This is a genomic window from Xanthobacter cornucopiae, assembly GCF_043195065.2.
Taxonomy (GTDB): Bacteria; Pseudomonadota; Alphaproteobacteria; order Rhizobiales; family Xanthobacteraceae; genus Xanthobacter.
In genome coordinates this window covers 2,235,778-2,262,303 of record NZ_CM195531.1, presented here as the reverse complement: position 1 = coordinate 2,262,303, position 26,526 = coordinate 2,235,778, and the positions used below count along the sequence as shown (strand labels likewise).

Genomic DNA, 26,526 nt, shown 5'->3' with positions numbered 1-26,526 from the left:
GTGTCGCGCGGCGGGAATGGATCACATGACCGCGGCGAGGTTGGGTGTCTCGTTGGAATTGGCGGCCCGCCCGTCCACCGGCAGGCGAACGATGACCGTGGTGCCGGCGCCCTCCGTGGAGCGGATGCGCATGGCGCCACCGTGCAGCTCGACCAGCGACTTGGCGATGGCGAGGCCGAGGCCCGAACCCTTGTGGGTCTTGGTGAACTGGCTTTCGACTTGCTCGAACGGCCGGCCGAGGCGGGCGAGCGCGTCCTTGGCGATGCCGATGCCGCTGTCGTCGATGGCCACCACCGCCGCGGATCCGTTGATCCGCGCGCGCACCGAGATTTCGCCGCCCTCGGGTGTGAACTTGACGGCGTTGGAAAGCAGGTTGAGCAGGATCTGCTTGAGCGCCCGCCGGTCGCCCTTGATGCGCAGATTTTCTCCGGCCGCGACCGTCATGGCGAGGCCCTTTTCGTTGCCTTTCACGGCGGTGACACGCATGGCGTCGGCGATGATCTCGTCGAGCGCGACGTCCTCGACCTCAAGTTGCATGCGGCCGGCCTCGATCTTCGACATGTCGAGGATGTCGTTGATCACGTCCAGGAGGTAGGTGCCGGAGCCTTTGATGTCGGAGCAATATTCGGCGTATTTCGCAGAGCCCAGCGGACCGAACATGCCGCTCTCCATGATCTCCGAGAAGCCGATGATGGCGTTGAGCGGAGTCCGGAGCTCGTGGCTCATGTTGGCGAGGAATTCGCTCTTGGCGCGGTTGGCGTCCTGGGCGTTGGTCTTCTCTTCCGAATACTTCTCCGCCAGCTCGGCGAGCTGCTGGGCCTGATGCTCCAGGGTCTGCTGCGATTTGCGCAGGTCCGCGACCAGCGCCATGAGGCGCTTCTCATTGTCCATGAGGCGCTCCTCGTGGCGCTTCATGGTGGTGATGTCGGTGCCCACCGACACATAGCCGCCGTCCTTGGTGCGCCGCTCGGCGATCTTGAGCCAGCGGCCGTTGGACAGCTGGGCCTCGAACGCCCGCGAGCCTTCCTCGGGCTTGTCCTCGGGCTTCAGCGGGGTGCGGGTGACGGGGTGGCGGCCCATGGAGGCGATCACCTCGAACGGCGTGCCGCCCTGGATTGCCTCGTCGGGCAGCTCGTGAAGCGACTGGAACTTGGAGTTGCAGAGCACCAGGCGGTTCCGGCTGTCCCACAGCACGAACGCTTCCGAGATGCTCTCGATGGCATCGCGCAGGCGCATGTCCGCGGTGTTGGTGCGCTCGGCCATGTGCTGAGCTTCGGTCACGTCCATGGCGATGCCGATCAGGTGAGGGCCGTCCTCGCCGCCCTGCTGCACCACCTCGGCGCGCATGCGCAGCCAGACGTAGTCGTTGCGCGCGGTGCGCATGCGAAACACGCGGTCCACCGCGGCGCCGGGACGATCCGCGAGCTCCTTCGCAAGCTCATAGAGATCGACATCGTCCGGATGCACCAGCTTGGCGATCTCGCCGAAGGAGATCAGCTCGTCCTTTCGCTCCAGCCCGAGAATCTCGAACATGGTGTCGGACCAGTACATGCGTCCCCGCGCCATGTCCCAGTCCCACATTCCGCAACGGCCGCGATTAAGCGCGGTGTCGATGCGCCGGCGCACGGTGTCGTAGATGTGATCCGCCTCGCGGGCCCGGCTCGCCTGCCAGTGGAAGGAGAAGCCGAGGATGAGCAGCACCGCGCCGGTGGTGGTGAAAAGGGTGACGGTGAGGGTGGTGGTGTCCGACCATGCGGCAAGCGCCTCGTCCATGGGTTGCACATAGACCACCTGGCCGAGCGGCGCCTTCAGGTTGCGTACGGTGGCGAGCATGGTCTCGCCGCCGCCGATGGGCACCTCCAGCACCCCGGCGCGCTCGGCGAAGATGACCAGGGGCTGGGCTGGGTCCATCAGGTCGGCGAGGGTCGCCGGCGCCCGCTCCATGCGCGGCGCGGTCGCGACGATGCGCCCTGCGGGGTCGGTCACATAGACACGGCGCCCGGCATCGGTGGCGCGGGGCGGCAGGCTGTCCGCCAGAGCCAGCGGGGCGCGGTCCAGCGCGCTGCCCATCTGCTGGGACAGGCCCTCGGCGGTGGCGAGGGCGAGCAAGGACAGATCGTCCTTGGCGTTCTCGATCACAGTGAGCCGGTGGCTGTGCACCTGCACAACCGCGCCCGCGCCGATGACGACGAGAAACGTGACGATAAGGGCAGGCACGATCCGCCGAAGGACCGGCTCTGCATCAAGCAGTCGCTGGTAGGCGGGGCGCGCGATCGACCTTGCCAGACCTCGAATGGCTTGGTCGCGCACGCCGACGCTCGCAGCGTTGGCGCGTGCCATCGCCGGTCTCCTCCGGGTCATTCGAAAGCCTTGAGCGGCCTAAGCGCAAGGCTTCCACGTCCTCGATCTGGAGGGACGTGCCGCATCTCTCCGAATCGTGACCATTGGAATCGAATCGGGGGTGATTTGTCCAGCGCCGCTGGCCTGTCAAGATATGAAAAATACCGCAGTGCGGCGGTAAGAATTGAGGGGTGCGAGTCGTTCGGAGGGCCGGCGGGGCGTTTGCCGGCGTCTGGGGAAAACGGGGACAAGTTGGCGGTCCCCCCGGGGGGCCTGCTGGGGTGAAACGGAACCTTGAGGCAGGAACAGGGGGAGGAAAATGAATTTTCTCTTCAGGAATATTACTTTATAAGCGGCGCTGCGAGACCGCAGGGGAGGACAGGACATGACGGATATCTGGTTCAAGACGGGTGAGGCCACGGTGCTTGCGGCGGACGGGCAGTTCACGGATGCCATGCCGGAGGTGCTGATCGGCTCGGTGCGCGGTCCCGTGGGGCAGGCCTTCGCCTCCATGATGGGGCAGGTGGTGGGGCACACCCGCATGTTCGTGGTGCGCGACCTGAACCAGCTCGTGCGCCCGGCCACCATGATGACGACGAAGGCGACCATCCATACCGCCGAGTATGTGGAGCTGCTGGGCGGCGTGGTGCAGGGCGCCATGGGCGACGCCATCGTGGATTGCGTGAGCGAGGGCGTCATCCCGAAGGATGCGGTGGACGAATTGGCCATCATCATCATGGTGTGGCTCGACCCGCGTTGCCCGGAGGATCCGAACCTGGACAAGGCGGACCTCTACCGGACCAATTACGAGGCCACCAAGCTCGCCATCGCCCGCGCCCTTAAGGGCGAACCGTCCATCGACGATCTGATCGCCAACCGCAAGAGCGTGAAGCACTACGCCCTGGAAGGGGTGGTGGAGTATTGAAACCGGGCGGCGGGTGGCGCCTCACGGCTCAAGGCGATCCACCCGCCGCACGAAGGCCTCCAGTGGTTCGCGCTCGGTGGCGAAGCCGTTTTCCGGGGCGTCCGGATCGGCGTGGCCCAGCGCCATGCCGCACACCAGCATCTGACTGTCGGGAATGGCCAGGCGGCGCGCGATCTCGTCGGCATGGTGGATGAAGGCCGCCTGCGCGCAGGTGTCGAGGCCGAACGCGCGGGCCGCCACCATGATGTTTTCCAGGAACATGCCGTAATCGAGCCACGAGCCCAGCTCCAGGTCGCGGTCGATGGTGAACAGGAGACCGACGGGGGCGTCGAAGAAGCAGAAATTGCGGGCGTGTTGCGCGGTCATTCGCGCGGTGTCCGACTTGGCGATGCCGAGCGCGTTGTAGAGATCCCACCCCACCTTGCGTCGTCGCGATACGTAGGGCGGGCGCCAGCGCTTGGGATAATAGGCATATGCGGGTGGCCCGGCCTCGCCCTCCATGGTCCGGGCCACCAGCGCGCGGCCGAGTTCTGCCAGCGGTTCCCCGGACAGGATCAGCACGTTCCACGGTTGCATGTTGGTGCCGCTGGGCGCGCGGGCGGCGAGCGCGACGATCGCGTCCACCACATCAGGCGCCACGGGTGTGGGCAGGAAGGCGCGCACCGAGCGACGGCTGCGGATCGCCTCGATGGCCGAGAGGGCGCCGGCATTCCCGGATGTCGGATCGGTGGCGAGCCGTGGCATGGTTTCGCGCGGGGGTGGGGTCGGAGCATCGGCATCGGCGCGCCGGTCGGCCATGGGCGTCCTCGCTTCGGTGGTGCGGCGACGCTCCGGCATGACGGGCGGCGCCCGCTGTGGGCGTCCGTCAGCATAGGCGCCTTTCGCCGGCGCGGCGACGGCTCAGGCCGCGGTGGTCGCTCCGGTGGCGCGGGTGAGGGTCTGCCGCTTGTGCCACCGGCCGAACACCTCGGCCAGAAAGTCGACGAACACGCGGACCTTGAGATCCAGCGTGGCGCGGGCCGGAAACAGGGCGACCGTCTCCAGCGGTTCGCGACGCTGCCACTCCGGCAGCACCACCTCCAGTTCGCCCAGTTCCACCCGCCGCAGGCTGAGGCAGCGCGACAACAAAACGATGCCGCTGCCGGCGATGGCCTGGCGGGTGGCCATGATGGCGTCGTTGGTGACCAGAGCGGGGTCGATCTTCAGCTCCACCCCGCCGTCTGGCCCCTCCAGCGCCCAGAGGATCTGGCCTGGGCCCGAGCGCAGCCCGATCAGCTGATGCCGGGCGAGGTCGCGCGGATGCTCCGGCCGCCCGAATTCATCGAGATAGGCGGGACTGGCCAGAAGATGGAGCGGCGACAGGCCGAGCCGCCGTACATGATAGCTCGAGTCTCGCACCGGTCCGGGCCGTACCGCGAGGTCGAACCCATGCTCCACCAGGTCGAGGGCATGGTTGTCGAGGGTGATGTGGAGCTGAACCTTGGGGTAGCGGGCACGGAAGGCAGCCAGCTCCGGTTCCAGGATCATGATGCCGGTGGCGTGGGGCAGCAGCACCTTGAGGGGGCCTTCCGGCTCTTCGGTCAGGGCCCGCACTTCCGCGTCGGCCTGATCCAGCAGCGTTACCGCGCTCACGCAGCGTTGATAATAGGCCTGTCCAGCGTCGGACGGCCAGACCCGGCGGGTGGTGCGGTGGAGAAGCTGGACCCCGAGCCGATCTTCCAGGGCCTTCACCTTGCGGCTCACCGATGTGGCGGGCAACCCGAGCTGCAATGCGGCGCCGTGGAAGCTGCCCCGTTCCACCACCCGCAGAAACACTTCCACATCCTCGAATCTGGCCATGGGCGGCATCCCTTCCCCTGCCTTTTTGCGCGCGGCGCGCGGCGCATGTGCGCGTCCCTCTCACCCCGCCGGATGCTGGCAGCGCCGCTTCCGGCGGGCATCAGGTGGTCTTGCGCGGTGGCGATCCGATCCGACCCGAGGTCGTCGAGCACAGCCCGCCGGCCCCAGATCAGAGATAGGCGTTCGATCGCCGGTTGCCAGGTCAATTGCCGCCGAGGCCCCGGTCTCCCTGCTCCAGGAACTGGGTGTCTGTATTCTCGTGCGCGGGCTGGGGGAAGATTTGCTCGATCTGCTGAGCGCGCTGAGATGCCGGCGTGCTGTAGCCCAGCGCCGATGCGGCATGGTGCGCTTGGTGGGCTTCCTGCCAGGACTGGGCGGCCACCGCGGCGGTTTCCGCATTTTCCCGGGACACGGTCTCATCCGCTCGGGCAAGACCAGCGAGCGAGAGCGAGGCGGCAACGGCGAGGGTGGCAATGGTGAGGGTACGCATTTTCTTCTCCCTTGAAACCGGCGGCTCCGAAGAGCTGCTTTCGATGGGGGAGAGTTAGGAGCGCGCAGGCTTCAGGATAATAGGTCCTCCATGAATGAGTTTATGCCGTTTCCGACAGCAATCGGCGGGGCGGCCGGCCCTGGGCCGGCCGCCCCGGCATCAACCCAGGGCGCGGGTGGCGATGTCGGAGACGTCCGGCGACAGGCCGGGCGTCTGCGCCACGCGGCGCAGGGCGGCTTCGGCGCTGGCGCGGCGCACCGGCTCCAGCTGCCGCCATGTGCGGAACGAGGACAGCAGGCGCGAGGCCACCTGCGGATTCTTCGAATCCAGCGTGAGAACCACATCGGCGACGAAGGCGTGGCCGGCGCCGTCCGGGCGGTTGAACTGGGTTGGATTGCCGGCGGCGAAGGCGCCGATCAGTGAGCGCACCCGGTTTGGATTGCCCAGCGAGAAGGCAGGGTGCGCCATCAGCCCCCGCACCCGCTCCAGCGTGTCCGGCGCGGCAATCTGCGCCTGCAGGATGAACCATTTGTCGATGACCAGGGCGTCATCCTTGAAGCGCGCGTAGAAGGCGGCCAGGGCCTGCTCCCGCTCCGGCACGTCGTGCTGAGCCAGTACCGCCAGGGCGGCCAGGCGGTCGGTCATGTTGTCGGCGGCCTCGAACTGCGCGGCCGCGCGGGCGATGCCCGCGGTCGAAGCGGCGACCGCCAGATAATCGAGCGCCAGGTTGCGCAGCGCCCGCCGGCCGGCGGAAGCCGCGTCGGGCGCGAACGGGCCCGTGGCCGCCAGGGCGCCGTAGGCGTCCAGGAAGCCATCCGCCAAAGCGGAGCCCACCGCGATCTTGAGCGCCTTGCGAGCGGCGTGGACGGCGTCCGGGTTTACGTCGGTGGCAAGTTCCCGGGCGACCTCGCCCTCGCCCGGCAGGGCCAGCGCCTGGGCCTTGAAGGCCGGGTCGAGGGCGGTGTCGGCCAGCAGGCTCCCCGCCGCGCCGACCAGCGCGTCGGGCGCCGCCGGAGCACCGGAACGGGCGCCCGCCTTCAATACTTCCAGAGCCAGCCCCTGGGCCGCGTCGAAGCGGTTGAAGGGATCGGAGTCATGGGCCGCGAGGAACACCCGATCGTCGGCGGTGAGGTCGCTCACCACATTGACCGGGGCCGAGAAGCCACGATTGAGCGAGGGCACCGGGCGGGCTTCGATGCCGGTGAACAGGAAGCTCTGCGTGGGCGCGCTCAGTTCCAGCACGCCGCGTTCGACTGGCGTGTTGCCAAGCGCGAGGGGCAGGTCCTGGCCATCCGGCCCGACAAGGCCGACCACCAGCGGAATCACCATCGGCGCCTTCACCGGCTGGCCGGGCGTCGGCGGGACCGATTGGGAGACGTCCAGCCGGTAGGTGGCGGCGGTTGCGTCATAGGTGCCCTTCACGGTCACCACCGGCGTGCCCGACTGCTCGTACCACAAGGCGAAGTGGGCCAGATCGCGGCCGGTGGCGTCGGCGAAAGCGGCGACGAAATTCTCGATGGTTGCCGCTTCGCCGTCGTGGCGCTGGAAATAGAGGTCCATGCCCTTTCGGAAACCCGCCTCCCCGAGGAGGGTTTTCAGCATGCGCACGACTTCGGCGCCCTTCTCATACACGGTTGCCGTGTAGAAATTGTTGATTTCCCGATAGGTCTGCGGTCGCACGGGATGGGCGAGCGGGCCGGAATCCTCGGTGAACTGCGCCGCCTTCAGCGCGCGCACGTCGGCAATGCGCTTGACCGGGCGGGAGCGCTGGTCGGAGGAGAACTCCTGGTCGCGGAACACGGTGAGCCCCTCCTTCAGGCACAATTGGAACCAGTCGCGGCAGGTGATGCGGTTGCCGGTCCAGTTGTGGAAGTATTCATGGGCGATTACCCCCTCGATGCCGGAATAGTCGGCGTCGGTCGCGCTCTGGGGGCTCGCCAGCACGTATTTGTCGTTGAAGACGTTCAGCCCCTTGTTCTCCATCGCCCCCATGTTGAAATCCGAGACGGCGACGATGTTGAACACGTCGAGATCGTATTCGCGGCCGAACGCCGTCTCGTCCCAGCGCATGGAGCGCTTGAGCGCGTCCATGGCATAGCCGGCGCGGTCCTGCTTGCCCTCTTCCACATAGATGCCGAGCGCCACGTGCCGGCCGGAAGCGGTGACGAACTGGTCCGACACCTTGGCCAGCCTGCCGCCCACCAGCGCGAACAGGTAGGACGGCTTCGGCCACGGGTCGTGCCAGATCGCGAAGTGGCGGGTGCTGCCGAGCACCGGCCCGGACTGCACCAGGTTGCCGTTGGACAGCAGGATCGGCGCTTCGCCGGTCTCGGCCTCAATGCGGACGGTATAGACGGCGAGCACGTCCGGCCGGTCGGGGAAGTAGGTGATGCGGCGGAAGCCTTCCGGCTCGCACTGGGTGCAGTAATTGCCGGACGAGCGATAGAGCCCCATCAGTTGCGTGTTGGCGGTGGGGTCCACCAGCGTCTCGACGTCCAGCGTGAAGCTGTCGGCCGGCGGATGGGCCAGGACGAGGCGGTCGGGCGCGGCCTCGAAGCTGGAGCCGGCCAACGGCGCGCCGTCGATGGCGAGCCGCACCAGGGTCAGCCCGTCGCCGTCGAGGATCACGGGTGCCCCGGCGGTGCCCTTCGGATTGCGGCGCAGCGCCAGGCGGGCGGTGACGCGGGTCTGGGTGGGATGCAGCGCGAAATCCAGGTCCACCTTGTCCACCAGCCACTCGGGCGGACGGTAATCGGCGAGGCGGATGGGCTGCGGCTCGGCATCACGCATGGACTTCTGCTCCTGTGGGCACCGGCGGGCATGGGGAAATGCGGGGGGTGACGCAACCCGCGATGCGCTTCGGCCGGAAGAGTAGTGCGCCAGCGCGGCGGAGGAAAGTCGGGCGCGCGTCGGCGCCGATCGGACGCCCCTGGTCGGTTCGATCGGGCTCGGGACCGGCCGGCGTCCAGTGCATTGCCGCGGGCCTCGATCAGGCTCGCGTCATGCCCGGCTTCGCTCGTCCTGGCGTTCGCTGAGGCTGCGGCGGGATCAGGGGTGGCGCCAGAGCTTGACCGCGGACCAGAGCAACACCAGGGCCAGCACCGGCATCATCACCGCCGATGGCACGATGCCCAGCAGGCGGCTGCCCACGAAGGTGCCGGCGATGGAGCCGAGCGCCATCAGCGCCAGGAAGCCCTTGTTTTGCCCGAGCACGCCAAAGGCGCGGTCGCGGCTGTAGCGGGCAAGGCCCACCAGCATTGTCGGCAGGCTGACGACCAGAGCCAGGCTTCCGGCCAGCTTGATGTCCACCCCGAACAGCAGCACCAGGGTGGGAATGAGCAGTTCGCCTCCGGCGACGCCGAGAAGGGCGGCCACGATGCCGATCACGAAGCCTGCCGCCACGCCCGCCGCCATCAGCGTGGCTCCGGAAAAAAGCGCGGCATGGGCGTTGGGATGGTGCAGAGTCACCAGCACCAGAGCGATCACCGCCAGCAAGACCGAGATCAATCGGAAGAATGCGTGGGAGGCGAGCCGGGTGGCCCAGCCGGCGCCGATCCAGGCGCCGATCAGGCTGCCGGCGAGCAGGTTCACGACCACGCCCCACTGGCCGATCAGGTCCGCCAAAGGCACCGCGCCCGTGCGGAATGGCAGCGCCGAGGCCACCACCACGAGGCTCACGGCCTTGTTGAGGATCACCGCGTCGAGCGCATCGAAGCGAAAAGCGCCAATGAGAAGCGGCAACCGGAATTCGGCGCCCCCAAGCCCGATCAACCCGCCGAGCGCGCCGATGGCGCCTCCGACGGAGAATGTGAAGAGTGGGCGTGAGGGGGCGTGCATCGCTAAATCTTCATAGGAGACTTTCGAGGGTTTTTATGGGTCGAAACGGCCTAAAAGTCCATTGAAATAGTAGTATATGAATGAATATAGGATATAGCTTCAGGTATATTCTAAAGTAAAAGATGTATTCATATGGGAACAGCTTTGAGCAGCGGCGCGTGGCGCCTTTCCCGGCGGGCCGTTCAAGGGTCGCGTTTCGGGCGCGGGCGGGGCACACGCAGATGCGCCCGGGCGGACGGCGGGCGGCTGGATGTGGCGGGCGGGGGCCGTTGGGTCTGCAGTCCGCCGATGGCGTGCGGCTGCGATCGGGGGGCGGGGAGACCTCGGCTGCGTGCAACAGGCTGCGAGCATTCAGCGGGGAGGGGCTGCCCGGCAGCCGCTCGGTTGCGGCAGGGGGCGCCACATCCGCACCGCAGTGATGTGGCGCCTAAATCGGTGTTCGCTCAGGCCCGGCCCGCCAGGCCCAATTCCAGGCCTTGCCGGGCGTGGCCGATGTGCTGACGGCCGCGCCCGAGCCACCGCCTTCAGGCGGGCAGCCGCGATTCCAGTGCCGCGTGGAGCGGGTTGTCGGATGCGAACACGTACTCGATGGGCGCCACCGTGACCATGCTGGCGCCGCGCGCGCGCAGGAAGGTGGCGAGGCCGTGCAGCGTGTCGGGCGGGCAATGCAGGGTCAGCATGCCCGATGAGGTGGGCCCGCCGAAGGGCGCCACGCAGCGGAACAGGGCCACCGCCTCGTCCACCAGAGAGGCATCGCAGCTGGAAAAGCGGGTACGCACCTCGCGCTTGGTCCGCGCGCGCTTCTCCGCTTCCAGGCGATCGAACATGGCGCGGGCGGCGGCGCGGGCCTCAAGGCTCCAGTCCGCGGTCAGGGAGGCCACGAGATTGGCTTCGGATTTCAGGATGACGCCGTCGTCCACCACCTTGAGGCCGTTGGCGGCCAGGGTGGTTCCGGTGGTGGTGATGTCCACGATCAGCTCGGCGGAGCCGGACGCCGGCGTGCCCTCGGTGGCGCCGGCGCTTTCGACAATGCGGTAGTCGACGATGCCGGCGCGGGCGAAGAAGCTGCGGGTGAGGTTCACGTATTTGGTGGCGACGCGGATGCGCCGGCCGGTGCGGCCGTGAAAATGGGTAGCCACATCGTCGAGATCGTCCATGGTGCGCACGTCGATCCAGGCCTGTGGCACCGCGACCACCACATTCGCATGGCCGAAGCCGAGCTTCTCCAGCAGCGCGACGCGGGATTCGGCGTCGAGGATGTTCTCACGCACCAGGTCTTCGCCGGTCACCCCCAGGTGGGCGGTGCCGGCGGCGAGGGCGGCGGTGATTTCCGATGCGGAGAGATAGGCCACTTCCACATTCTCGACGCCGGCCAGCGCGCCGCGATAGTCGCGGGCGCCGCGGGCCTGGGTCAGCGGCATGCCGGCCCGGGCGAAGAAGGCGTGGACATTCTCTTGCAAGCGTCCCTTGGACGGAACGGCGAGGATGAGGGGACGAGCGGGGCGTGGGGCGGTCATGGCTGGCTCCCGCGGCTGGAAAGGGCGTCGAGGCCGGCCAGGCGATCCACCCAGGCGGCGAGGCCGACACCCGGCACCGCCGATCCGGCGCCGAGGCGCGACAGCAGGCGATCGTAGCGCCCGCCGGCCACCAGGGCGCCGCCGCCGCGTCCGTCCGGGTCGTGCAGCTCGAACACCATGCCGCTGTAGTAATCGAGCGGTCGGCCGAAGGCGGTGGAGAAACGCACGTCGGTCAGGTTCACGTCGTGGGCGGTGAGGAAGCCGGTGCGGCGGTCGAACAGGTCGAGCACGGGGGCGAGGTTGATCCCGGCGTCGCCGGCGAGGGCGCGCAGCTGAGCGCAGGCGTCGTCCGGCTCGCCCTGGATGGCGAGATAGCGCGAGAGGATCGTGGCGGTCTCGTCGGAGAGGCCGCCGGCCTCCAGCGAGGCCTGTTCGAGAAAACGCTCGGCGATCTCCGACACCGTGCGCCCGCCCACGGTGGAGATGCCGGCGATGGAGAGCAGGTCGGTGATGAGGGCCCGCGCCGCCGCCGGGTCCGCGCCCGCGAGTGCGTTCAGCACGCCGGAATGGGTCGCGGCCGGGCTGTCCGTGGCGAGCCGGGCGACATCGGTGCCGAGCCGTCCCTGTCCAAAGTCCTTCAGCAGCCGGCGACGCAGCGCCGGGGCGAGGGGCAGCACGTCCAGCAGAGCGGCGAACAGGCCGACGTCGCCGAGGCGGATTTCCGGCTGCTCCACGCCGTAGAGGGCGCAGACATCGAGCCCCAGGGCGAGGATTTCCGCGTCCGCCGCCTCGGTGTCGGCGCGGCCGAAGGATTCAACGCCCGCCTGCCGGAATTCGCCGGAGCCGACGTCGCGGAAGCGGAAGACCGGGCCGAGGTAGCTCACCGCCGCGGGCAGGGGCAGCGCATTCTGCAGCACGGCGCGGGCGACGGGGATGGTCAGGTCCGGCCGCAGGCACAGGTCGCGCCCCTCGGCATCGGCGGTGAGGAACAGGCTGCGGCGGATGCTCTCGCCGGACAGGTCCAGAAACACGTCGGCGGGCTGCAGGATGGGCGGATCGAGACGCACATAGCCGGCGGCGTCGAAGCGGGCAATGAGGGCCTCTTCGAGAACGCGGGGGTCGTGCGGGGGAGGGGACGCGGGCGCCGCGGCGGACATGGGGCTGGTTTCCATCTGAGTGCGGGCCTTCTACCAAAGGGGGCGCGGTTGGGCCACCCCGTCGCGCCGCCCTTCAAGGAGCCGGCGCGGCTCGTCTATGGTGGCGGCCACGGAATCAGCGGGAGACGGCCATGGCCGAAGCGGGAACGGGCGGCGCCACCAAGGGTGCCAAGGCGGCGAAGGCGGCGGACGTGGCGGGTCTCACCTTCGAGCAGGCCCTGGCGGAACTGGAGGCGATCGTTGCCAGCCTGGAGAAGGGCAACGTGCCGCTCGAGGAATCCATCGCCATCTACGAGCGCGGCGAGGCGCTGAAGAAGAGGTGCGAGGCGCTGCTGAAGCAGGCCGAGGCGCGGGTCGACACCATCACCCGCGACGCCGAGGGCCGCCCGGCCGGTCTCACCCCCCTCGATCCGGAGAACTGAGGGTCACGCTGTCCCACCCTGGCACGGCGGAGCGGTGGGGCGGGACGCGGCGGGAACAGGTGGAGACCGAATCGCGTCCCGCCGCCGGTTCCGCAGCTGTTCCCCCGTCGGCCGGCGTCCCGCACCGGGACCGGGCCGGCGCGCCGCGAGGGGGGAGCGGGAACAAAGCCGGGGCGAATCGCGGCACCTGCCGGGTTCCCGCTTCGTCCCGCGGGCTGGCCGGTCGGCCGTCCCGATCCGGGACGGTGCGGGGGCGGAAACGGGAACGCAGCGGGAGCGAATCGCTGGTCCGCGCGGTTTCGGCGTTTGTTCCCGTGGGGCCGGTGGGCCGGTCGTGCGTCAATAGAGGCCGGGGATGATGCGCTTGGTGCGGCGCACATAGGCGTCATACTGGGCGCCGAAGGCTTCGCGCATCATCTGCTCCTCCCGTCCGACGCGGAAGAAGAACAGGATGCCGAAGCCGACCAGCCCGGCCGGGCCGGCGATCCAGTTGGGCAGCAGCAGCGCCTGGGCCAGGGCCCACAGGAAGAAGGCGGAATACATGGGGTGGCGCACCCGGGCATAGATGCCGGTGGTGACCAGCTCGTGCTTTTCCTTGATCTCCAGCGTCACCGACCAGTTGCGGCCGATGGCCTTGTGGGTGCGCCAGAACAGCCACAGCGCGAACACGAACACGGCGATGCCGGCGGCCACCTGCAGCGGGCCGAGGGGGTAGGCGGCAAAGCGCGGCAGGCCGGTGAGGGCGTACACCGCCGGGGTGACGCCGAGCCCCAGGGTGGAGATGGTGAGCAGCGTCATGTCGCGGGCGGTGCGATGGCGGGCGTTGGTCACCGCCATGCGGCGCGCCTTGCGCTCGAACGGGATGCGCAGCACATACCAGGCCACGACGCCGACCGCCCAGGCGATCTTGGAAAAGGCGAGGAGGGTCATCGAGCTCTCAGGGGTTTGAAGAATCCGGGGCGGCGGCGGGGCGTGGCTTCAGCCGGCCGCTGGCATCCACATAGGACAGAAGGCCGCCCGTGTCCGCAGCCAGCGCGTCGAACGGCAGGGGGCCGCAGACATAGGCGTAGAAATCGTGGGGCGCGCGCAGGTCGCCGGCCAGGAAGCACTGGCAGTGCAGGCGCATCACGTCGAACCGGAAGCGGCGGTAGGTGGCGGGGGTGATCATGTCGCGAATGGCGGCGTGGCGCACCAGGGGCCGCTGGGTGAAGTCGCCGCGCCTGAGCTTGCGGTCGATGATCTCGGCCGGGCCGAGGGTGACCGGGTTCACCTTGTAGAAGCTCACGATGTCATCCCGCGACTGGATTTCCAGCCAGCCGATGGCGGGCGCCGCCGCCACCTGCTCCGCCGCCTGCCGCAGCCGGATGCCGGCGGGGTGCAGGGCGAACTTGGCGGTGGTGCTGCCGAGGGTGATGAGCCGCACTGGCACCGCGCGGCCCAGCGCCGGCTCGTCCCGCAGCGCCTGCGCCAGGGCGCAGATGACGTGCATGGCGCCGAGGCTGTGGCCGGCGATCACCACCTCGTCCAGGCCTTGCTCGGCGGCGGTGGCCACCACGGCGCGGATGCGCTCCGCGAACGCCGCCACCCGCGTGTCCACCTCGTGGTGGCGGCCGTGGGCGAAGTCCACCGAGAATTCCGCGAGATCGAGGGACTGCTTGAGATGCAGCCGCCGCCCCGGCCAGCGCATCAGCAGCAGGGCGCAGGCGAGCGCGATGGCGCCGCCGGCCAGCGCCGCCGCCGGGGCGCCGGCCGTGGGCGCCAGCGCCAGCCCGGCCAGCAGGCCGATGCCGGCGGCGAACGTCCACAGCCCGGCCAGCAGCAGATAGGTAAAGACGAAGAACAGGCCATAGCGCCGGCTGGCGCGGAAGTAGCGGGCGAGGGTGCCGCTCGCCACCATGTCGGCCACCGCCTTCACCTGTCCCTTCGCATGGGACCAGCCCGAGCGCGCCATGTCGGCGCGGGCAAGGTCGTCCCAGGCCAGGATTTCGTAGGTGACGTGGGTGGTCCAGCCCGGCCCGGTGGCCCGCGCGCGCCAGCAGGCGCCGGTGGCCGTGGGCTCGGGGGCGGCATCCAGGCCGCAGGCCTCCACCGACCACACGCCGGCGAAGCGGCCGAGCTCGCGCGTGAACACCCGGAAGTGCTCAGCCACGCTCATGGGGTGATACCCCGCCGCGAAAAACACATGGCGACGCATCACGCGCCCGCTCGAACCGTCCCGCATGGGCGGGGCTTCTAGAGCATTTCGCTGCGCCGGTGGAAGGTCAAATGCCGAAGCGGCGGCTTCGGTCCCGCCGCCTGGGGCGGCAATCGCGCTGCGCTGCGCCGCCGCTGCCACCGCGTCGGGCGCGGCACGCCCGCATTGCGGCCCCCGCTCCCGGGCGTATTTCGCGCACTGCGCCGATGGAAAAGCCGGATGCCGGGCTTTTGGCACGCCCCTTTCGCTTCGATGGCGCGCGCGGCGCTGGAGGGGCATTCCGGTTTTGGGGCCGGCCTGCGGTCGCCTGGCTTGCTCCCTGCGTTGTCGGGCGCGCGTCCGGCGCCACAGCCGAGGCAGGCGTGGGGCGCCGGGGGCTTGGCCTCGCTCCTTTAGGGTCGGGCGGGGCAGTTCCGCAACGCGGTCGTGGCACACGCCCCCCCTGGGTCAGGGGGCTCGGTGATGGTGTCCAGCGCTGGCGAGGCGGCTTTCCAGGGGCTGCCGAGCGGGAATATCAGGCGCACTGCGCCGATGGAGAAGCCAGATGTCGGGCCTCTGGCTCGTCCTTTCCGCTGCGGTGGAGCGGGCGGCGCTGGGGTGCCGTTCCCGCATCGGCGAGGGCCGCCGAGGTCATCTGGTTTGCGTCCTGTTCTGTCGGTCGCGTGCGTTCCGTACGACAGCTGGGGCAAGTAGGGGCCGCCGGGAGCTCTGGCTTCCGCTGCGCTCCATTGGCCGGGCCGCGCCGCCACGCAGCCGAGGCAAGCGCGCCATTGGGGACCAAGGTGGGCGCGGCGGTGCCCGCCAGGGTTGGCGGGGGCGGCTTTTCCGGGGCGCAGCGGGCGTGCTTCGCGCGCTGCGCCGAGGGATTAGGCCAGATGCCGGGCTTCGGGCTCATCCTTTCCGCAGCGCCGCAGCGCCGTTTCCACTGCAGCGCAGGCCGTCCGGGGGGCGGTGTGTTGTGGGGCCCGCGCGCCGGCGCGCGGGCCCCCGGTCGCTGCGGCGCGCGGAGGCGGGGGCTTGTCTTGGCGGCCCGGCGGGGGCAGGAAGGGCGCGCCGGTGCCGCCCGATCGACGGCCGCCGGGCGAATCCGAGGCTGTTCCCGTGCCCGCCACATCCCCCGTCGCCGCGCCGCGCCTCACCGTGGTGTTCGTGACCTATAACAGCGGCGCCGTGATCGCTCGCGCGGTGGCGAGCGTGCCGGGTGATTGCGCGGTCATCATCGTCGACAATGCCAGCCCGGATGGCGCGCGGTGGCGGGAGCGGCTGGCGCGGCCGGCGCAGGTGGTGGACATGGGCCGCAACGCCGGTTTCGGCGCCGCCTGCAACGCCGGTGCCCGGCGCGCCACCACGCCCTATGTGATGTTCCTCAATCCCGATGCGGTGCTGGCGGACGACGCCATCGACGTGCTGTTCGCCGCCGTGCGCGCCTATGGCGATCCGGCGGTGCTGATGCCGGCCATCGTCGGCGAGGATGGGCGCCTGATGCGCAAGGAAGGCACCATCCTGGAGCCGGTGCCCCGCCGGGCCCGGCTGCGGGCGGGGGAGATCGCCGGCGATTATTGCACCCGGTTCGTCCACGGCGCCGCCTTCCTGATGGCGCGCCAGGCGTTCTTCGATCTCGGCGGCTTCGACGAGGCCATCTTTCTGTACCACGAGGATGACGACTTTTCCCTGCGCGCCATTGCCCGCGGGGTGCCGATCGTGGTGGTGACAGGCGCGCGGGCGATGCATGCGGGCGGGCGCTCCTCCACGCCGAGCTTCGCGCAGACCTTCGCCATCAACCGTTTCAAGCAGCAGTCCGAGCGCTATGTGCGCGCGAAATACGGCCGCTTGCCCTCGCGCGCGGCGGTGGCGCTGAAGCTCGCGGCCGGCTGCGTGCTGGCGGGGCTGCTGTTCAATCCCCACCGGGTGGCGGTGCGTGCCGGCAAGCTGCGTGGCCTGTTCGACCCGCTGCCGGTGGCACCGGGGAAGTGAGGCGCCATGACCGAGCCTGAAGACGCCATCGACCGCCCGCGCGCGGCGCGCCATCTCGCCACCGCCGCGCTGAAGCTGCTGGCGCGGCGCGACCCGGCGTTCAATCTGCGCAAGGCGTTGTCGCTGCTCCAGGCGGGGCGCACCGCGGTGGTGGCCGGGCCTGCCGGCGACACCGAGGTGGACGCGCAGCGCCTCGCCGTGGTGCGCGCGCTGCCGCCAGGAACCGGCCCGGTGTGCCTGCTGGTGAGCTTCAGCCCGGACGGCCGCTTCTGGCCGCATCTGCTGAACTATGCCGGCAGCCTGCGGGCCGCCGGCTGCCGGGTGGTGCTGATCGCCACCACCGACCGGGCCGACCTGCGCTGCCTCGATCCGGGGCCGCAGGTGGCCGACGCGGTGGTGGTGCGCGCCAACCACGGCTACGATTTCGCCGCCTGGGCCAGCGTGCTGCGGCTGTGGCCGGGGCTGTGGGAGAGCGAGGCGCTGTGGTTCGCCAACGACAGCGTCTATCATTCCCCGGCGCTGTTTCCCGCCTTTGCGGCGCGGGTCGCGGGCTCCGCCGCGCCGGCGGTGGCGGCCACCGGCTGCGACCTGTTCGCGCCCCATGTGCAGAGCTATTTCTTCGTGCTCAAGCGCGCGGCCCTGGAGCGGGCCGGCACCCGCGCCTTCTTCGCCGGCATTCGCGCCCTGGCCGATAAGGATGCGGTGATCCGCGCCTACGAGGTGCCGCTTCAGGCCGCGCTGGAGGCGGGTGGCGCCCGGGTGGAGGTGCTGGCGCAGGTGCCCGGCGCCGGCAACGCCACGCTCACCCATTGGCGGGCGCTGCTCGCCGGCGGCCTGCCCCTGGTGAAGGTGCAGCTTCTGCGCGACAATCCCTACAAGATCGACCTGTCGGGTTGGCGCGCGACGCTCCAGGCCGGCGGTTTCGACCTTGCGGCGCTGAACCTGCATCTCGGCGCCCAGCCGTTGCCGGCGGCGGCGCTGCTGGTGGCGTGACGGGCCGGTGCGGAACCCGCGCAGGCGCGCCCCGCGGCCCGGGGCCTCGATGTCTCCGCGGCGGGGGGTGGACAGGGCGGCAGCGGCATTATGGACCGCGCGATCCGTTTCCCATTCGATTTTCGCTTCGCTATGCTGGCCCCACCTGACGGCCGGCCCCGGAGCCGTCGTGGCCGGGCGGAGGCGCCCTGGAAGCTGGCGCGCGGTTCCGCGCCGGATCGTTGAAATCGGGTGCTCACATGGTGATGACCCGCAGCCGGCGGCGGCATGATCGGCCCTGGTGCCGAGGCGCGTGCGCCGGGATGGGCATGTGAGGACTTGCCCGGCACGCCGCCGTGTCGGGCCGCACACAGGGAAGCGTGCTGTGCAGAACTTCTTCCAATGGTTCGACCGTTTCGCGGAGCGCCGGGCCAAGCCCTGGCTCATCGTCGGCAAGGGGCCGACCTATGGAAACATCGGGGCGTTCGGCCCCGAGGGCTATCACCTGTTCGGCCTGAACCACGTGGTGCGCGACCGGCCGGTGCTGCTCACCCACGCCGTGGACATCGACGTGGTGGCCGATTGCGCCGAGGCCATCGACGCCAACGCGCGCTTCCTGGTGGTGCCGTGGATTCCCCACAAGGAGTTCCGCCCGCGCGAAAAGACGCTCCAGGATTATGTCGGCGAGCTGCCGATCCTGGCCAAGCTGCAGAAGGAAGGCCGGCTGCTGACCTATGATGCGGAAACCGCGCCCGCCAGCCAGCGCCGCGGTGAGGGGCCGGTGGTGCCGCTCTCCTATTTCAGTGCCGAGGCGGCGCTCGGCCTGCTGGCGCTGGGCGGCGAGAAGACGATCCATACCATCGGCATTGACGGCGGCACCGCCTATGCGCGCGATTTCAAGGACCTGGAGGCCAGCACCCGGCTGTCCAACGCGCAGCAGAGCTTCGACATCCAGTTCGAGAAGTTCGCCCAGATTCTCTACCGCACCAAGGCGCGGCTTCATCCGCTGGGCATCCAGGCCCCGGTGAAGGTGTTCGTGGGCGCCGAGCCCGAGCAGGAACTGGCGGTGGAGGTGCTGGCCGATTCCATTCAGCGCTTCTCCTCCATTGCCGTGGACGTGGTGTCGCTGGCCGAGGCCAACATCCCCATTCCCCAGGCCAGGGACCCGGCCAACCGGGGCAAGACGCCGTTCAGCTTCCAGCGCTTCCTCATTCCGCAGCTGTGCGGCTACGAGGGCTTGGGCGTCTATGTGGATTCCGATATGCAGGTGTTCAAGGACATCCGCAACTTCTGGTCGGTTTCCGACGATGACTTCGACCTGCGCACGGTCAAGCTGCGCCCCGGTTCCGGCCGTGTGGCCCAGAATTCGGTGCTGCTGCTCAATTGCGCCCGGCTGAAATGGGAGATCGGCGACATCGTCGCCCGCCTCGACCGGGGCGAGATCACCTATAAGAGGCTGATGGAGGACATGGTGGTGAACAATCGCCCGCCGGAACGGGTGATCCCCCATGTCTGGAACGACCTGGAACATTACGAGCCCGGCGTCACCAGCCTCATCCACTACACCGACATGATTCACCAGCCCTGGGTGTCGCACAACAATCCGCTGGGGTGGGTGTGGTTCGAGGCGCTGTTCGCGGCGGTGGACGACGGCGCGGTTTCGCCGGAGCTGGTGGAGCGCTCCATTCGTCTCGCCCATGTGCGCCCGACGGTCGGCATCCAGCTGGAAAAGCGTATCGCCGACGGCCGCCGGCTGAAGGTTTCCGACCTGGCCGCGGATGCCGATTTCGTCGCGCCGTGGCAGCATTTGACCGGTCACCTGAAGCCTGGCGCGCACCTGCCGAAGGGATTCGTGTGGCAGGTCCAGCGCCAGTTGGCCCGCTTCGTGCCGGGGCTGTGAGGCCCCCGGCGCCCCGCCGCGCGCCTTGAAGCCGCCGCACCGGGGCGCCACAAGATGCGCCCCGCCACAGGTCTAATGGTTAATGCCGCGCGTTGCGCCATATCATTTCCCTGTGTAAGCCTCGCTTGTCGCCGGCGGGTCCGGCGCGGAGTGGTTCTGTGACGCCCCTGAAGACCCCGTTGCTCGATGCCATCACCGATGCCGCCGACGTGCGGCGCCTGCCCCAGGACAAGCTGGCCCAGCTCGCTGCCGAATTGCGCGCGGAGACCATCGACGCGGTCTCCGTGACCGGCGGGCACCTGGGGGCCGGGCTCGGCGTGGTGGAGCTGACGGTGGCCCTGCACCATGTGTTCAACACGCCCCACGACCGGCTCATCTGGGACGTGGGGCACCAGTGCTATCCGCACAAGATCCTCACCGGCCGGCGCGGGCGCATCCGCACCCTGCGCCAGGGCGGCGGACTGTCGGGCTTCACCAAGCGCGCGGAGAGCGTGTACGATCCGTTCGGCGCCGCCCACTCGTCCACCTCCATCTCGGCCGGGCTGGGCATGGCGGTGGCGCGCGACCTCTCGGGCGGGGATCGCAACGTGGTCGCCGTGATTGGCGACGGCGCCATGTCGGCGGGCATGGCCTACGAGGCCATGAACAATGCTGGCGCCATGGATTCGCGCCTCATCGTCATCCTCAACGACAACGACATGTCCATCGCCCCGCCCACGGGGGCCATGTCGGCCTATCTGGCGCGGCTCATCTCCGGCCACACCTATCGCTCGCTGCGCGAGATCGGCAAGCAGATCGCCGGCCGCCTGCCCAAGTTCGTGGAGCGCGGGGCGCAGCGGGCCGAGGAGTTCGCGCGCGGCTTCTGGACCGGCGGTACCCTGTTCGAAGAGCTGGGCTTCTATTACGTCGGTCCCATAGACGGCCACAATCTCGACCACCTGCTGCCGGTGCTGCGCAATGTGCGCGACGCCAAGACCGGGCCGATCCTGGTGCATGTGGTGACGCAGAAGGGCAAAGGCTACGCCCCCGCCGAGGCGAGCGCCGACAAGTACCACGGCGTGGTCAAGTTCGACGTGCTCACCGGCGCCCAGCAGAAGGCCAAGTCCAACGCCCCCGCCTATACCCGCGTGTTCGCGGAGAGCCTGATCGCCGAGGCGGGGCGCGACGACAAGGTGGTGGCCATCACCGCCGCCATGCCCTCGGGCACCGGGCTCGATCTGTTCGGTCAGGTGCATCCCGGCCGCACCTTCGACGTGGGCATCGCCGAGCAGCACGCGGTCACGTTCGCGGCCGGGCTGGCGGCGGAGGGCTTCAAGCCGTTCTGCGCCATCTATTCCACCTTCCTGCAGCGCGGCTACGACCAGGTGGTGCATGATGTGGCCCTGCAGGGCCTGCCGGTGCGCTTCATCCTCGACCGCGCCGGCCTGGTGGGGGCCGATGGGGCGACCCATGCCGGCGCCTTCGACATCGCCTTCCTGGCGTGCCTGCCGGGCATGACGGTCATGGCGCCGGCCGACGAGGCCGAGTTGACCCATATGATCGCCACCGCCGTGGCCCATGACGCCGGGCCACTCGCCATCCGCTTTCCGCGCGGCGAGGGGGTGGGGGTGGAGCGGCCGGACCGGGGCGCGGTGCTGCCCATCGGCAAGGGCCGGCTGGTGGCCGGTTCCGGCGAGGGGGATGTCGCGCTCGTGTCCCTCGGCACGCGCCTTGGCGATTGCCTGAAGGCCGCCGAGCGCTTGGAGGCAAAGGGCTTCAAGGTGAGCGTGGCCGACGCCCGTTTCGCCAAGCCGCTGGACCGCGACCTGCTGTTGAAGCTGGCAGCGGGCCATCGCGCGCTCATCACCGTGGAGGAGGGCGCGGTGGGTGGCTTCGGCAGCCATGTGCTGCAGCTCCTCACCGATGAAGGCGCGCTGGACTCCGGCGCCCTGAAGGCGCGCGCCATGGTGCTGCCGGACCTTTATATCGACCAGGAAACCCAGGCCCGCCAATTGGCTGAGGCCGGGCTCGACGCCGACGCCATCCTCACCAAGGCCGAGGGGCTGCTACGCGCAGGGCAGGCGGAGAGGGGCCGGGCCAAGGCCGGTTGAGGCGACGGCTGACACCAAAGGCCGGTGAGCGTGACACCTGGGCCTTTGGTCAAGCCCGCGCGGCGCTTGAGCGGACTGACTTGAGGGGATCTGCTTGGCACCGGTCGAAGACCGGGGCCGATGGTCTGATGCGGCGAGGCTGGGGCGATCCGCCTTTGGGCGATCCGCCTTGGGGCGGTCGCGCTCCAAGGCCATCATCGCGCGGCCGCCGCCCGCTTGCGTGTATCGCCATGGGGGCGCGCCGGATAGGAGAAGGGCGCCGCGTGCCGGAGCGGGCGCCCTTTCCGGGTGTCATTTCGCGTCGGCGGCGTCGATCTCGGAAATGATCTCGATCCCGATGGAATAGGCTGGCACGCCGCCGGTGATGAAGGCGGTTTCCACCACGCCGAGCAGGTCCTCGACACTGGCGCCGGCCTTCAGGGCCGCCTGGGCGTGGTGCTCGGCCGCCGCCTTCTTGCCGAGGGCGAGCAACTGCGCGAAGTGCACGAGCTGCTGCACCTTCAGGTCCAGCCGGTTCTCGTGGATGACCTTGATCCGCACGTCTTCGATCAGGCGGGCCACGTCGGCGCGGCCGTGGCGGGAGGTGACGTCCCAGCGCCGGCGCGCGGTGTCCGAGGCCCCGCCGAACAGGGCGAGGTAATTGGCTTCGTAGCGCTCGCGCTCGGCCGGCGACAGCGGAGCGTGGGCCTCCTGGGTGCCGGGTGCGGGGGCATGAGACTGGGCGGCTGCGGAAGATGGCATCGGCGTCTCCTGTCGATCGCCAGGCATGGGCCATGGCGCGGCGCTCTCCGTCCTCGCCGCCGCGAGAGCGGCGGGAAAGCCATCATTTTATATAGTATATAGATTTAATAGACAATATGTAGGGCGCTGAAGACGGGCCGATACCAAAGGCCCCTGAGCGTGACACATGGGCTTTTGGTCAAGCCCCCGCGGGGCTTGAGCGGACCCAGTTGAGAGGACCCGCTTGGCCCCCGTCGAAGACCGGGGCCGATCGCATCAAAGGGCGCGCTTCCCATGCGTCGCTTCCCGGTCGAATCGGGCGTCCCGCTGTGGTGCCGGCCGATGCGGCACCCGTCGCAAACCGCATGCGGATCATTCCCCACCCGTGGCCGCCGCCCCTCGCCGCCTCTCCTGGTCCACCTCTTTGGTCCACCTCTTTGGCCCGCCGCCCAGGTGCCGCGTGCTACCGGGGCACCATCACCGCCTCGACATTCTTGCGATGCACGGCCTCGTAGGGCGCGAAATAGGTGATGGCGCCGGTGGCAAAGGCGTCGGCGGCGAAGGTGCGCAGGTCCAGCGCCGCCAGCTCCGGTTCCGCTTTGAGCCGCAGCAGGCGCGCCACATAGAGCCGGGTCGCGGCGATCAGGTCCGGGCCATAGCCGCCAGCGGCGATCACCTCCGCCGCCCCGTGGTTGGGCAGGAGGCGTCGCGCGCCGAGGGCCGCCAGGGCATCGAGGTTGCACAGGTGGATGGCGAGCCGGTCCGGCTCGTCCACATAGGTGATGGGGTCTTCCAGCGTATCGCCGGCCAGCAGCAGGCCGCCGGGCAGCAGCGCCACCACGCCGTCCCGGCTGTGAATGTCCATGTGGTGCAATTGCACCGCCAGTTCCCCCACGCTCAAGTCCAGGCGGCCGGAGAAGGTGCGGGTGGGCCCGACCAGGGGCCGGATGGGTGGGTCGGCGGCCTCGAGCCGCGCACGATGCGCTTCGAGCGCGGCGGCGGTTTCGACGCTGGCGATGATCTCGCAATCGGCGAACACGGCGTTGCCGGCCACATGGTCGTCGTGCCAGTGGCTCAGCACAAGGCGAATGGTCCGGACGCCCCGCTTCTCCAGAGCCTGGCGGATGATGTGAGCGTGCGTGAGGGAAATGTGGCTGTCATAGAGCAGCGCCTCGGCGCCGTCGATCACCGCATAGGAGGCGATGCCGAGCGCATAGGCGCCGTCGTCCAGCCAGTTCTCGGCGGCGCTATGGAGCCGTGTGCCGGGAACGCGCCCGTCATAGAAGGCGAGCACGTGGGGGGCCGGCTGCAGGAGGCGCAAGGTGGAGCCCAGGGGCGCCAGGGGGGCCGTCCCGGCGGCGGGGGCGTCCGCGCCGCCGGGAGCAGGGAATGTCACTCGGCGGCTTCCAGGGTGTGGCCGAGGCGGTGCGACAGCGTGTTCAGCAATTCCCCAGCGGCATCGGCGATGACGGTGCCGGGCGGGAAGATGGCCTCGGCGCCGAACGCCTTGAGCGCCTCGTAATCCTGCGGCGGCACAACGCCGCCCACCACCACCATGATGTCGCCGCGCCCTTCGGCTTCGAGCGCCGCCTTCAGCGCCGGCACCAGGGTGAGGTGGCCGGCGGCGAGGGAGGAGATGCCCACCACGTGCACGTCGTTTTCCACCGCCTGGCGGGCGGCCTCCTCCGGGGTGGCGAACAGCGGGCCGATATCCACGTCGAAGCCGAGATCGGCGAAGGCGGAGGCAATCACCTTCTGGCCGCGGTCGTGGCCGTCCTGGCCCACCTTGGCCACCAGGATGCGCGGCCGGCGGCCTTCGGCCTGCTCGAACGCCTCCACCAGCTTCTGGACCTTGCCGACCTTGTCATTCATGGCGCTGGCCTCCCGCTTGTAGACGCCGGAAATGGCGCGGATCTCGGCGCGATGGCGGCCGAACACCTTCTCCAGCGCGTCGGAAATCTCGCCCACGGTGGCCTTCACCCGGGCGGCATTGATGGCGAGCTCCAGCAGGTTGCCGCCGCCGGCGGCGCCATTGGTGAGGGCGGTCAAGGCGGCCTCCACCTCGGCCGGGCTGCGCTCGGCGCGCAGGCGCTTCAGCTTGTCGATCTGGGCGGCGCGCACGGTGGCGTTTTCCACCTTCAGCACGTCAATGAGGCGGTCCTTGTGCGGCTTGAACTTGTTGACGCCCACCACGGTCTGGGCGCCGCCGTCGATGCGGGCCTGGGTGGTGGCGGCGGCCTCTTCAATGCGCAGCTTGGGGATGCCGGCCTCGATGGCCTTGGCCATGCCGCCCAGCGCCTCCACCTCCTGAATGTGGGCCCAGGCCTTGGCGGCGAGGTCGTAGGTGAGCTTCTCCACATAATAGGAGCCGCCCCAGAGGTCGATCTGGCGGGTGGTGCCGCTTTCCTGCTGCAACAGGATCTGGGTGTTGCGGGCGATGCGGGCGGAGAAGTCGGTGGGCAGGGCCAGCGCTTCGTCGAGGGCGTTGGTGTGCAGCGACTGGGTCTGGCCCTGGGTGGCCGCCATGGCCTCAATGGCGGTGCGCATGACGTTGTTGAACACGTCCTGGGCGGTGAGCGACCAGCCGGAGGTCTGCGAGTGGGTGCGCAGCGGCAGCGACTTGGGATTCTTGGCGCCGAGATCGCCCATCAGCCGGGTCCACAGGAGGCGGGCGGCGCGCAGCTTGGCCACCTCCATGTAGAAATTCATGCCGATGGCCCAGAAGAAGCTGAGGCGCGGGGCGAACACGTCGATGGGCAGGCCCGCCTTGGAGCCGGCGCGGCCATATTCCACGCCGTCCGCCAGGGTATAAGCCAACTCCAGGTCCTGGGTCGCCCCGGCTTCCTGCATGTGGTAGCCGGAAATGGAGATGGAGTTGAAGCGCGGCATCTCCTTGGACGTATAGGCGAAGATGTCGGAGATGATGCGCATGGAGGGTGCGGGCGGATAGATATAGGTGTTCCGCACCATGAATTCTTTAAGAATATCGTTCTGGATGGTGCCGGAGAGCTTGGCGTGGGAGACGCCCTGTTCTTCCGCCGCCACCACATAGAGCGCCAGAACCGGCAGCACGGCGCCGTTCATGGTCATGGATACGCTCATCTGGTCCAGCGGGATGCCGGAAAACAAGGTGCGCATGTCATAGATGCTGTCGATGGCGACGCCCGCCATGCCCACGTCGCCGGCGACACGCGGATGGTCGGAATCGTAGCCGCGATGGGTGGCGAGGTCGAAGGCGACCGAAAGGCCCTTCTGGCCGGCGGCCAGGTTGCGCCGGTAGAAGGCGTTGGAATCCTCCGCCGTGGAGAAGCCGGCGTACTGGCGGATGGTCCAGGGCTGGGTGGCGTACATGCCGGCATAGGGGCCACGCAGGAACGGGGCGATGCCGGGATAGGTGTCGATATAGCCGAGATCGGCGATGTCGGCGGGACCATAGAGGGGCTTCACGTCGATGCCCTCTGGCGTGGTCCACACCCCGCCACCGGCGGGGAAAGGCTGCGCCGCAGCCGGCGCCTGCAGTTCGGGGGCGCGCCAGTCGATGGCGGCGAAATTCGGGATCTGGCTCATGGTTCTGTCCCCTCGAAGACGTCGGCTTCTGGCGCGGGTCGCGGCTTGCCCAGCGCACCCGCCTGCACTCATCTGGCGCCGTGTGGCGCATTCGGCGAACCGTCCGCGCCGTGCGGCGCATCTGGCGAACTCTCCCTGCGCCCCGCGCGGGGGGCGCTGCCGCAGCACCTGGCGCGGTGCATCCGGTGACCCGTCCGCGCCGTGCGCGCAGTCAGGCGCGTTTGGCGAACCACGAGCCGGAACATTTCGGCTGTGGCGATGTCCAGTCCCCGGACGCGGCGTCGCCCTCCACCCGTCCGGTGGCGAGCACGCGCTGGCGGCCGTGGGCGAGGGTCATGCGCACCACGCCGAGCCGGCTGATGCCGCCGGTGGCCTTCACCGGCCAAAACCCGGCGTAGGTCACCTTGCCATCCCGCACCTTGAGCTTGAAGTCGAAATTGGTGGCGCAGGCGCCATCCTCCGCCGACGTGGTGATGCTCCAGGTGCCGTCATGGCGGGAGGCGGCCGCTGCCGGCGCCGCCAGCGCGACGCTGGCGGCAAGGCACGCGGCCATCTTCAGCGCGGGCGACATGGCACTGGCCT

At 69.4% G+C, this 26,526-nt stretch carries 20 protein-coding genes; 6 read left to right on the top strand and 14 right to left on the bottom strand.

What is annotated here, in order from left to right; all coding sequences use genetic code 11:
- Positions 1-21: 21 nt before the first annotated feature.
- Positions 22-2,340 (bottom strand): sensor histidine kinase, encoded by a 2,319-nt coding sequence (locus V5F53_RS10050; protein WP_393996299.1) that lies wholly within the window; start codon positions 2,338-2,340, stop codon positions 22-24.
- Positions 2,341-2,725: 385 nt separating this feature from the next.
- Here V5F53_RS10050 and fae point away from each other — a divergent pair, with 385 nt between their 5' ends.
- Positions 2,726-3,265 carry a formaldehyde-activating enzyme gene (gene fae, locus V5F53_RS10045; RefSeq protein ID WP_393996298.1) on the top strand — a complete coding sequence of 180 codons (540 nt, stop codon included), beginning with the start codon at positions 2,726-2,728 and terminating at the stop codon, positions 3,263-3,265.
- A 21-nt stretch (positions 3,266-3,286) separates the two neighbouring features.
- Here the strand turns inward: fae and V5F53_RS10040 are convergent, their stop codons facing one another.
- From V5F53_RS10040 to V5F53_RS10010, 7 genes are all read right to left on the bottom strand, one after another.
- On the bottom strand, positions 3,287-4,009 hold the full coding sequence (locus V5F53_RS10040; protein ID WP_393996539.1) for a nitroreductase: 723 nt from the start codon (positions 4,007-4,009) through the stop codon (positions 3,287-3,289).
- Between the two features lie 156 nt (positions 4,010-4,165).
- A complete protein-coding gene (locus V5F53_RS10035) occupies positions 4,166-5,104 on the bottom strand; it encodes a LysR family transcriptional regulator (protein WP_393996297.1) in 939 nt (312 codons plus the stop codon).
- Between the two features lie 202 nt (positions 5,105-5,306).
- On the bottom strand, positions 5,307-5,594 hold the full coding sequence (locus tag V5F53_RS10030) for a hypothetical protein (protein ID WP_393996296.1): 288 nt from the start codon (positions 5,592-5,594) through the stop codon (positions 5,307-5,309).
- Between the two features lie 159 nt (positions 5,595-5,753).
- The gene (pepN, locus tag V5F53_RS10025) at positions 5,754-8,384 is read right to left on the bottom strand and encodes an aminopeptidase N (RefSeq protein WP_393996295.1); all 2,631 of its coding nucleotides are present in this window, start codon (positions 8,382-8,384) and stop codon (positions 5,754-5,756) included.
- A 258-nt stretch (positions 8,385-8,642) separates the two neighbouring features.
- Complete coding sequence (locus V5F53_RS10020) at positions 8,643-9,431, bottom strand: sulfite exporter TauE/SafE family protein (protein WP_393996294.1); 789 nt, start codon at positions 9,429-9,431, stop codon at positions 8,643-8,645.
- Between the two features lie 524 nt (positions 9,432-9,955).
- Positions 9,956-10,948, bottom strand: a complete 993-nt coding sequence (gene hisG / locus V5F53_RS10015; protein WP_393996293.1) for an ATP phosphoribosyltransferase — start codon at positions 10,946-10,948, stop codon at positions 9,956-9,958.
- A complete protein-coding gene (locus V5F53_RS10010) occupies positions 10,945-12,105 on the bottom strand; it encodes an ATP phosphoribosyltransferase regulatory subunit (protein ID WP_393996292.1) in 1,161 nt (386 codons plus the stop codon). The genes hisG and V5F53_RS10010 overlap by 4 nt, the downstream gene beginning before the upstream one ends.
- A gap of 131 nt (positions 12,106-12,236) precedes the next feature.
- Here V5F53_RS10010 and V5F53_RS10005 point away from each other — a divergent pair, with 131 nt between their 5' ends.
- A complete protein-coding gene (locus V5F53_RS10005; protein ID WP_393996291.1) occupies positions 12,237-12,527 on the top strand; it encodes an exodeoxyribonuclease VII small subunit in 291 nt (96 codons plus the stop codon).
- Positions 12,528-12,866: 339 nt separating this feature from the next.
- Here the strand turns inward: V5F53_RS10005 and V5F53_RS10000 are convergent, their stop codons facing one another.
- Together V5F53_RS10000 and V5F53_RS09995 are read right to left on the bottom strand one after the other, a co-directional pair.
- Positions 12,867-13,457, bottom strand: coding sequence for a protein-S-isoprenylcysteine O-methyltransferase (locus tag V5F53_RS10000; protein WP_393996290.1), 591 nt, complete (start codon positions 13,455-13,457; stop codon positions 12,867-12,869).
- A gap of 7 nt (positions 13,458-13,464) precedes the next feature.
- On the bottom strand, positions 13,465-14,682 hold the full coding sequence (locus V5F53_RS09995; RefSeq protein WP_393996289.1) for a hypothetical protein: 1,218 nt from the start codon (positions 14,680-14,682) through the stop codon (positions 13,465-13,467).
- Positions 14,683-15,822: 1,140 nt separating this feature from the next.
- Here V5F53_RS09995 and V5F53_RS09990 point away from each other — a divergent pair.
- The 4 genes from V5F53_RS09990 to dxs all read left to right on the top strand — a co-directional run bounded on the left by V5F53_RS09990 (position 15,823) and on the right by dxs (position 21,657).
- On the top strand, positions 15,823-16,695 hold the full coding sequence (locus V5F53_RS09990) for a glycosyltransferase family 2 protein (protein WP_393996288.1): 873 nt from the start codon (positions 15,823-15,825) through the stop codon (positions 16,693-16,695).
- A gap of 6 nt (positions 16,696-16,701) precedes the next feature.
- Positions 16,702-17,688 (top strand): hypothetical protein, encoded by a 987-nt coding sequence (locus V5F53_RS09985; RefSeq protein WP_393996287.1) that lies wholly within the window; start codon positions 16,702-16,704, stop codon positions 17,686-17,688.
- Between the two features lie 364 nt (positions 17,689-18,052).
- Positions 18,053-19,567 (top strand): hypothetical protein, encoded by a 1,515-nt coding sequence (locus V5F53_RS09980; RefSeq protein ID WP_393996286.1) that lies wholly within the window; start codon positions 18,053-18,055, stop codon positions 19,565-19,567.
- A 158-nt stretch (positions 19,568-19,725) separates the two neighbouring features.
- A complete protein-coding gene (gene dxs / locus V5F53_RS09975; RefSeq protein ID WP_393996285.1) occupies positions 19,726-21,657 on the top strand; it encodes a 1-deoxy-D-xylulose-5-phosphate synthase in 1,932 nt (643 codons plus the stop codon).
- Between the two features lie 291 nt (positions 21,658-21,948).
- On the opposite strand, the gene V5F53_RS09970 is transcribed toward dxs, so the two are convergent.
- From V5F53_RS09970 to V5F53_RS09955, 4 genes are all read right to left on the bottom strand, one after another.
- Positions 21,949-22,398 carry a carboxymuconolactone decarboxylase family protein gene (locus tag V5F53_RS09970; protein WP_393996284.1) on the bottom strand — a complete coding sequence of 150 codons (450 nt, stop codon included), beginning with the start codon at positions 22,396-22,398 and terminating at the stop codon, positions 21,949-21,951.
- Between the two features lie 442 nt (positions 22,399-22,840).
- Positions 22,841-23,773 carry an MBL fold metallo-hydrolase gene (locus tag V5F53_RS09965; RefSeq protein ID WP_393996283.1) on the bottom strand — a complete coding sequence of 311 codons (933 nt, stop codon included), beginning with the start codon at positions 23,771-23,773 and terminating at the stop codon, positions 22,841-22,843.
- Positions 23,770-25,944: a methylmalonyl-CoA mutase gene (gene scpA, locus V5F53_RS09960; RefSeq protein WP_393996282.1), complete on the bottom strand. Its 2,175-nt coding sequence runs from the start codon at positions 25,942-25,944 to the stop codon at positions 23,770-23,772. Before scpA ends, V5F53_RS09965 begins: the two co-directional genes overlap by 4 nt.
- 211 nt (positions 25,945-26,155) lie before the next feature.
- Positions 26,156-26,515, bottom strand: coding sequence for a hypothetical protein (locus tag V5F53_RS09955; RefSeq protein WP_393996281.1), 360 nt, complete (start codon positions 26,513-26,515; stop codon positions 26,156-26,158).
- Positions 26,516-26,526 lie beyond the last annotated feature (11 nt).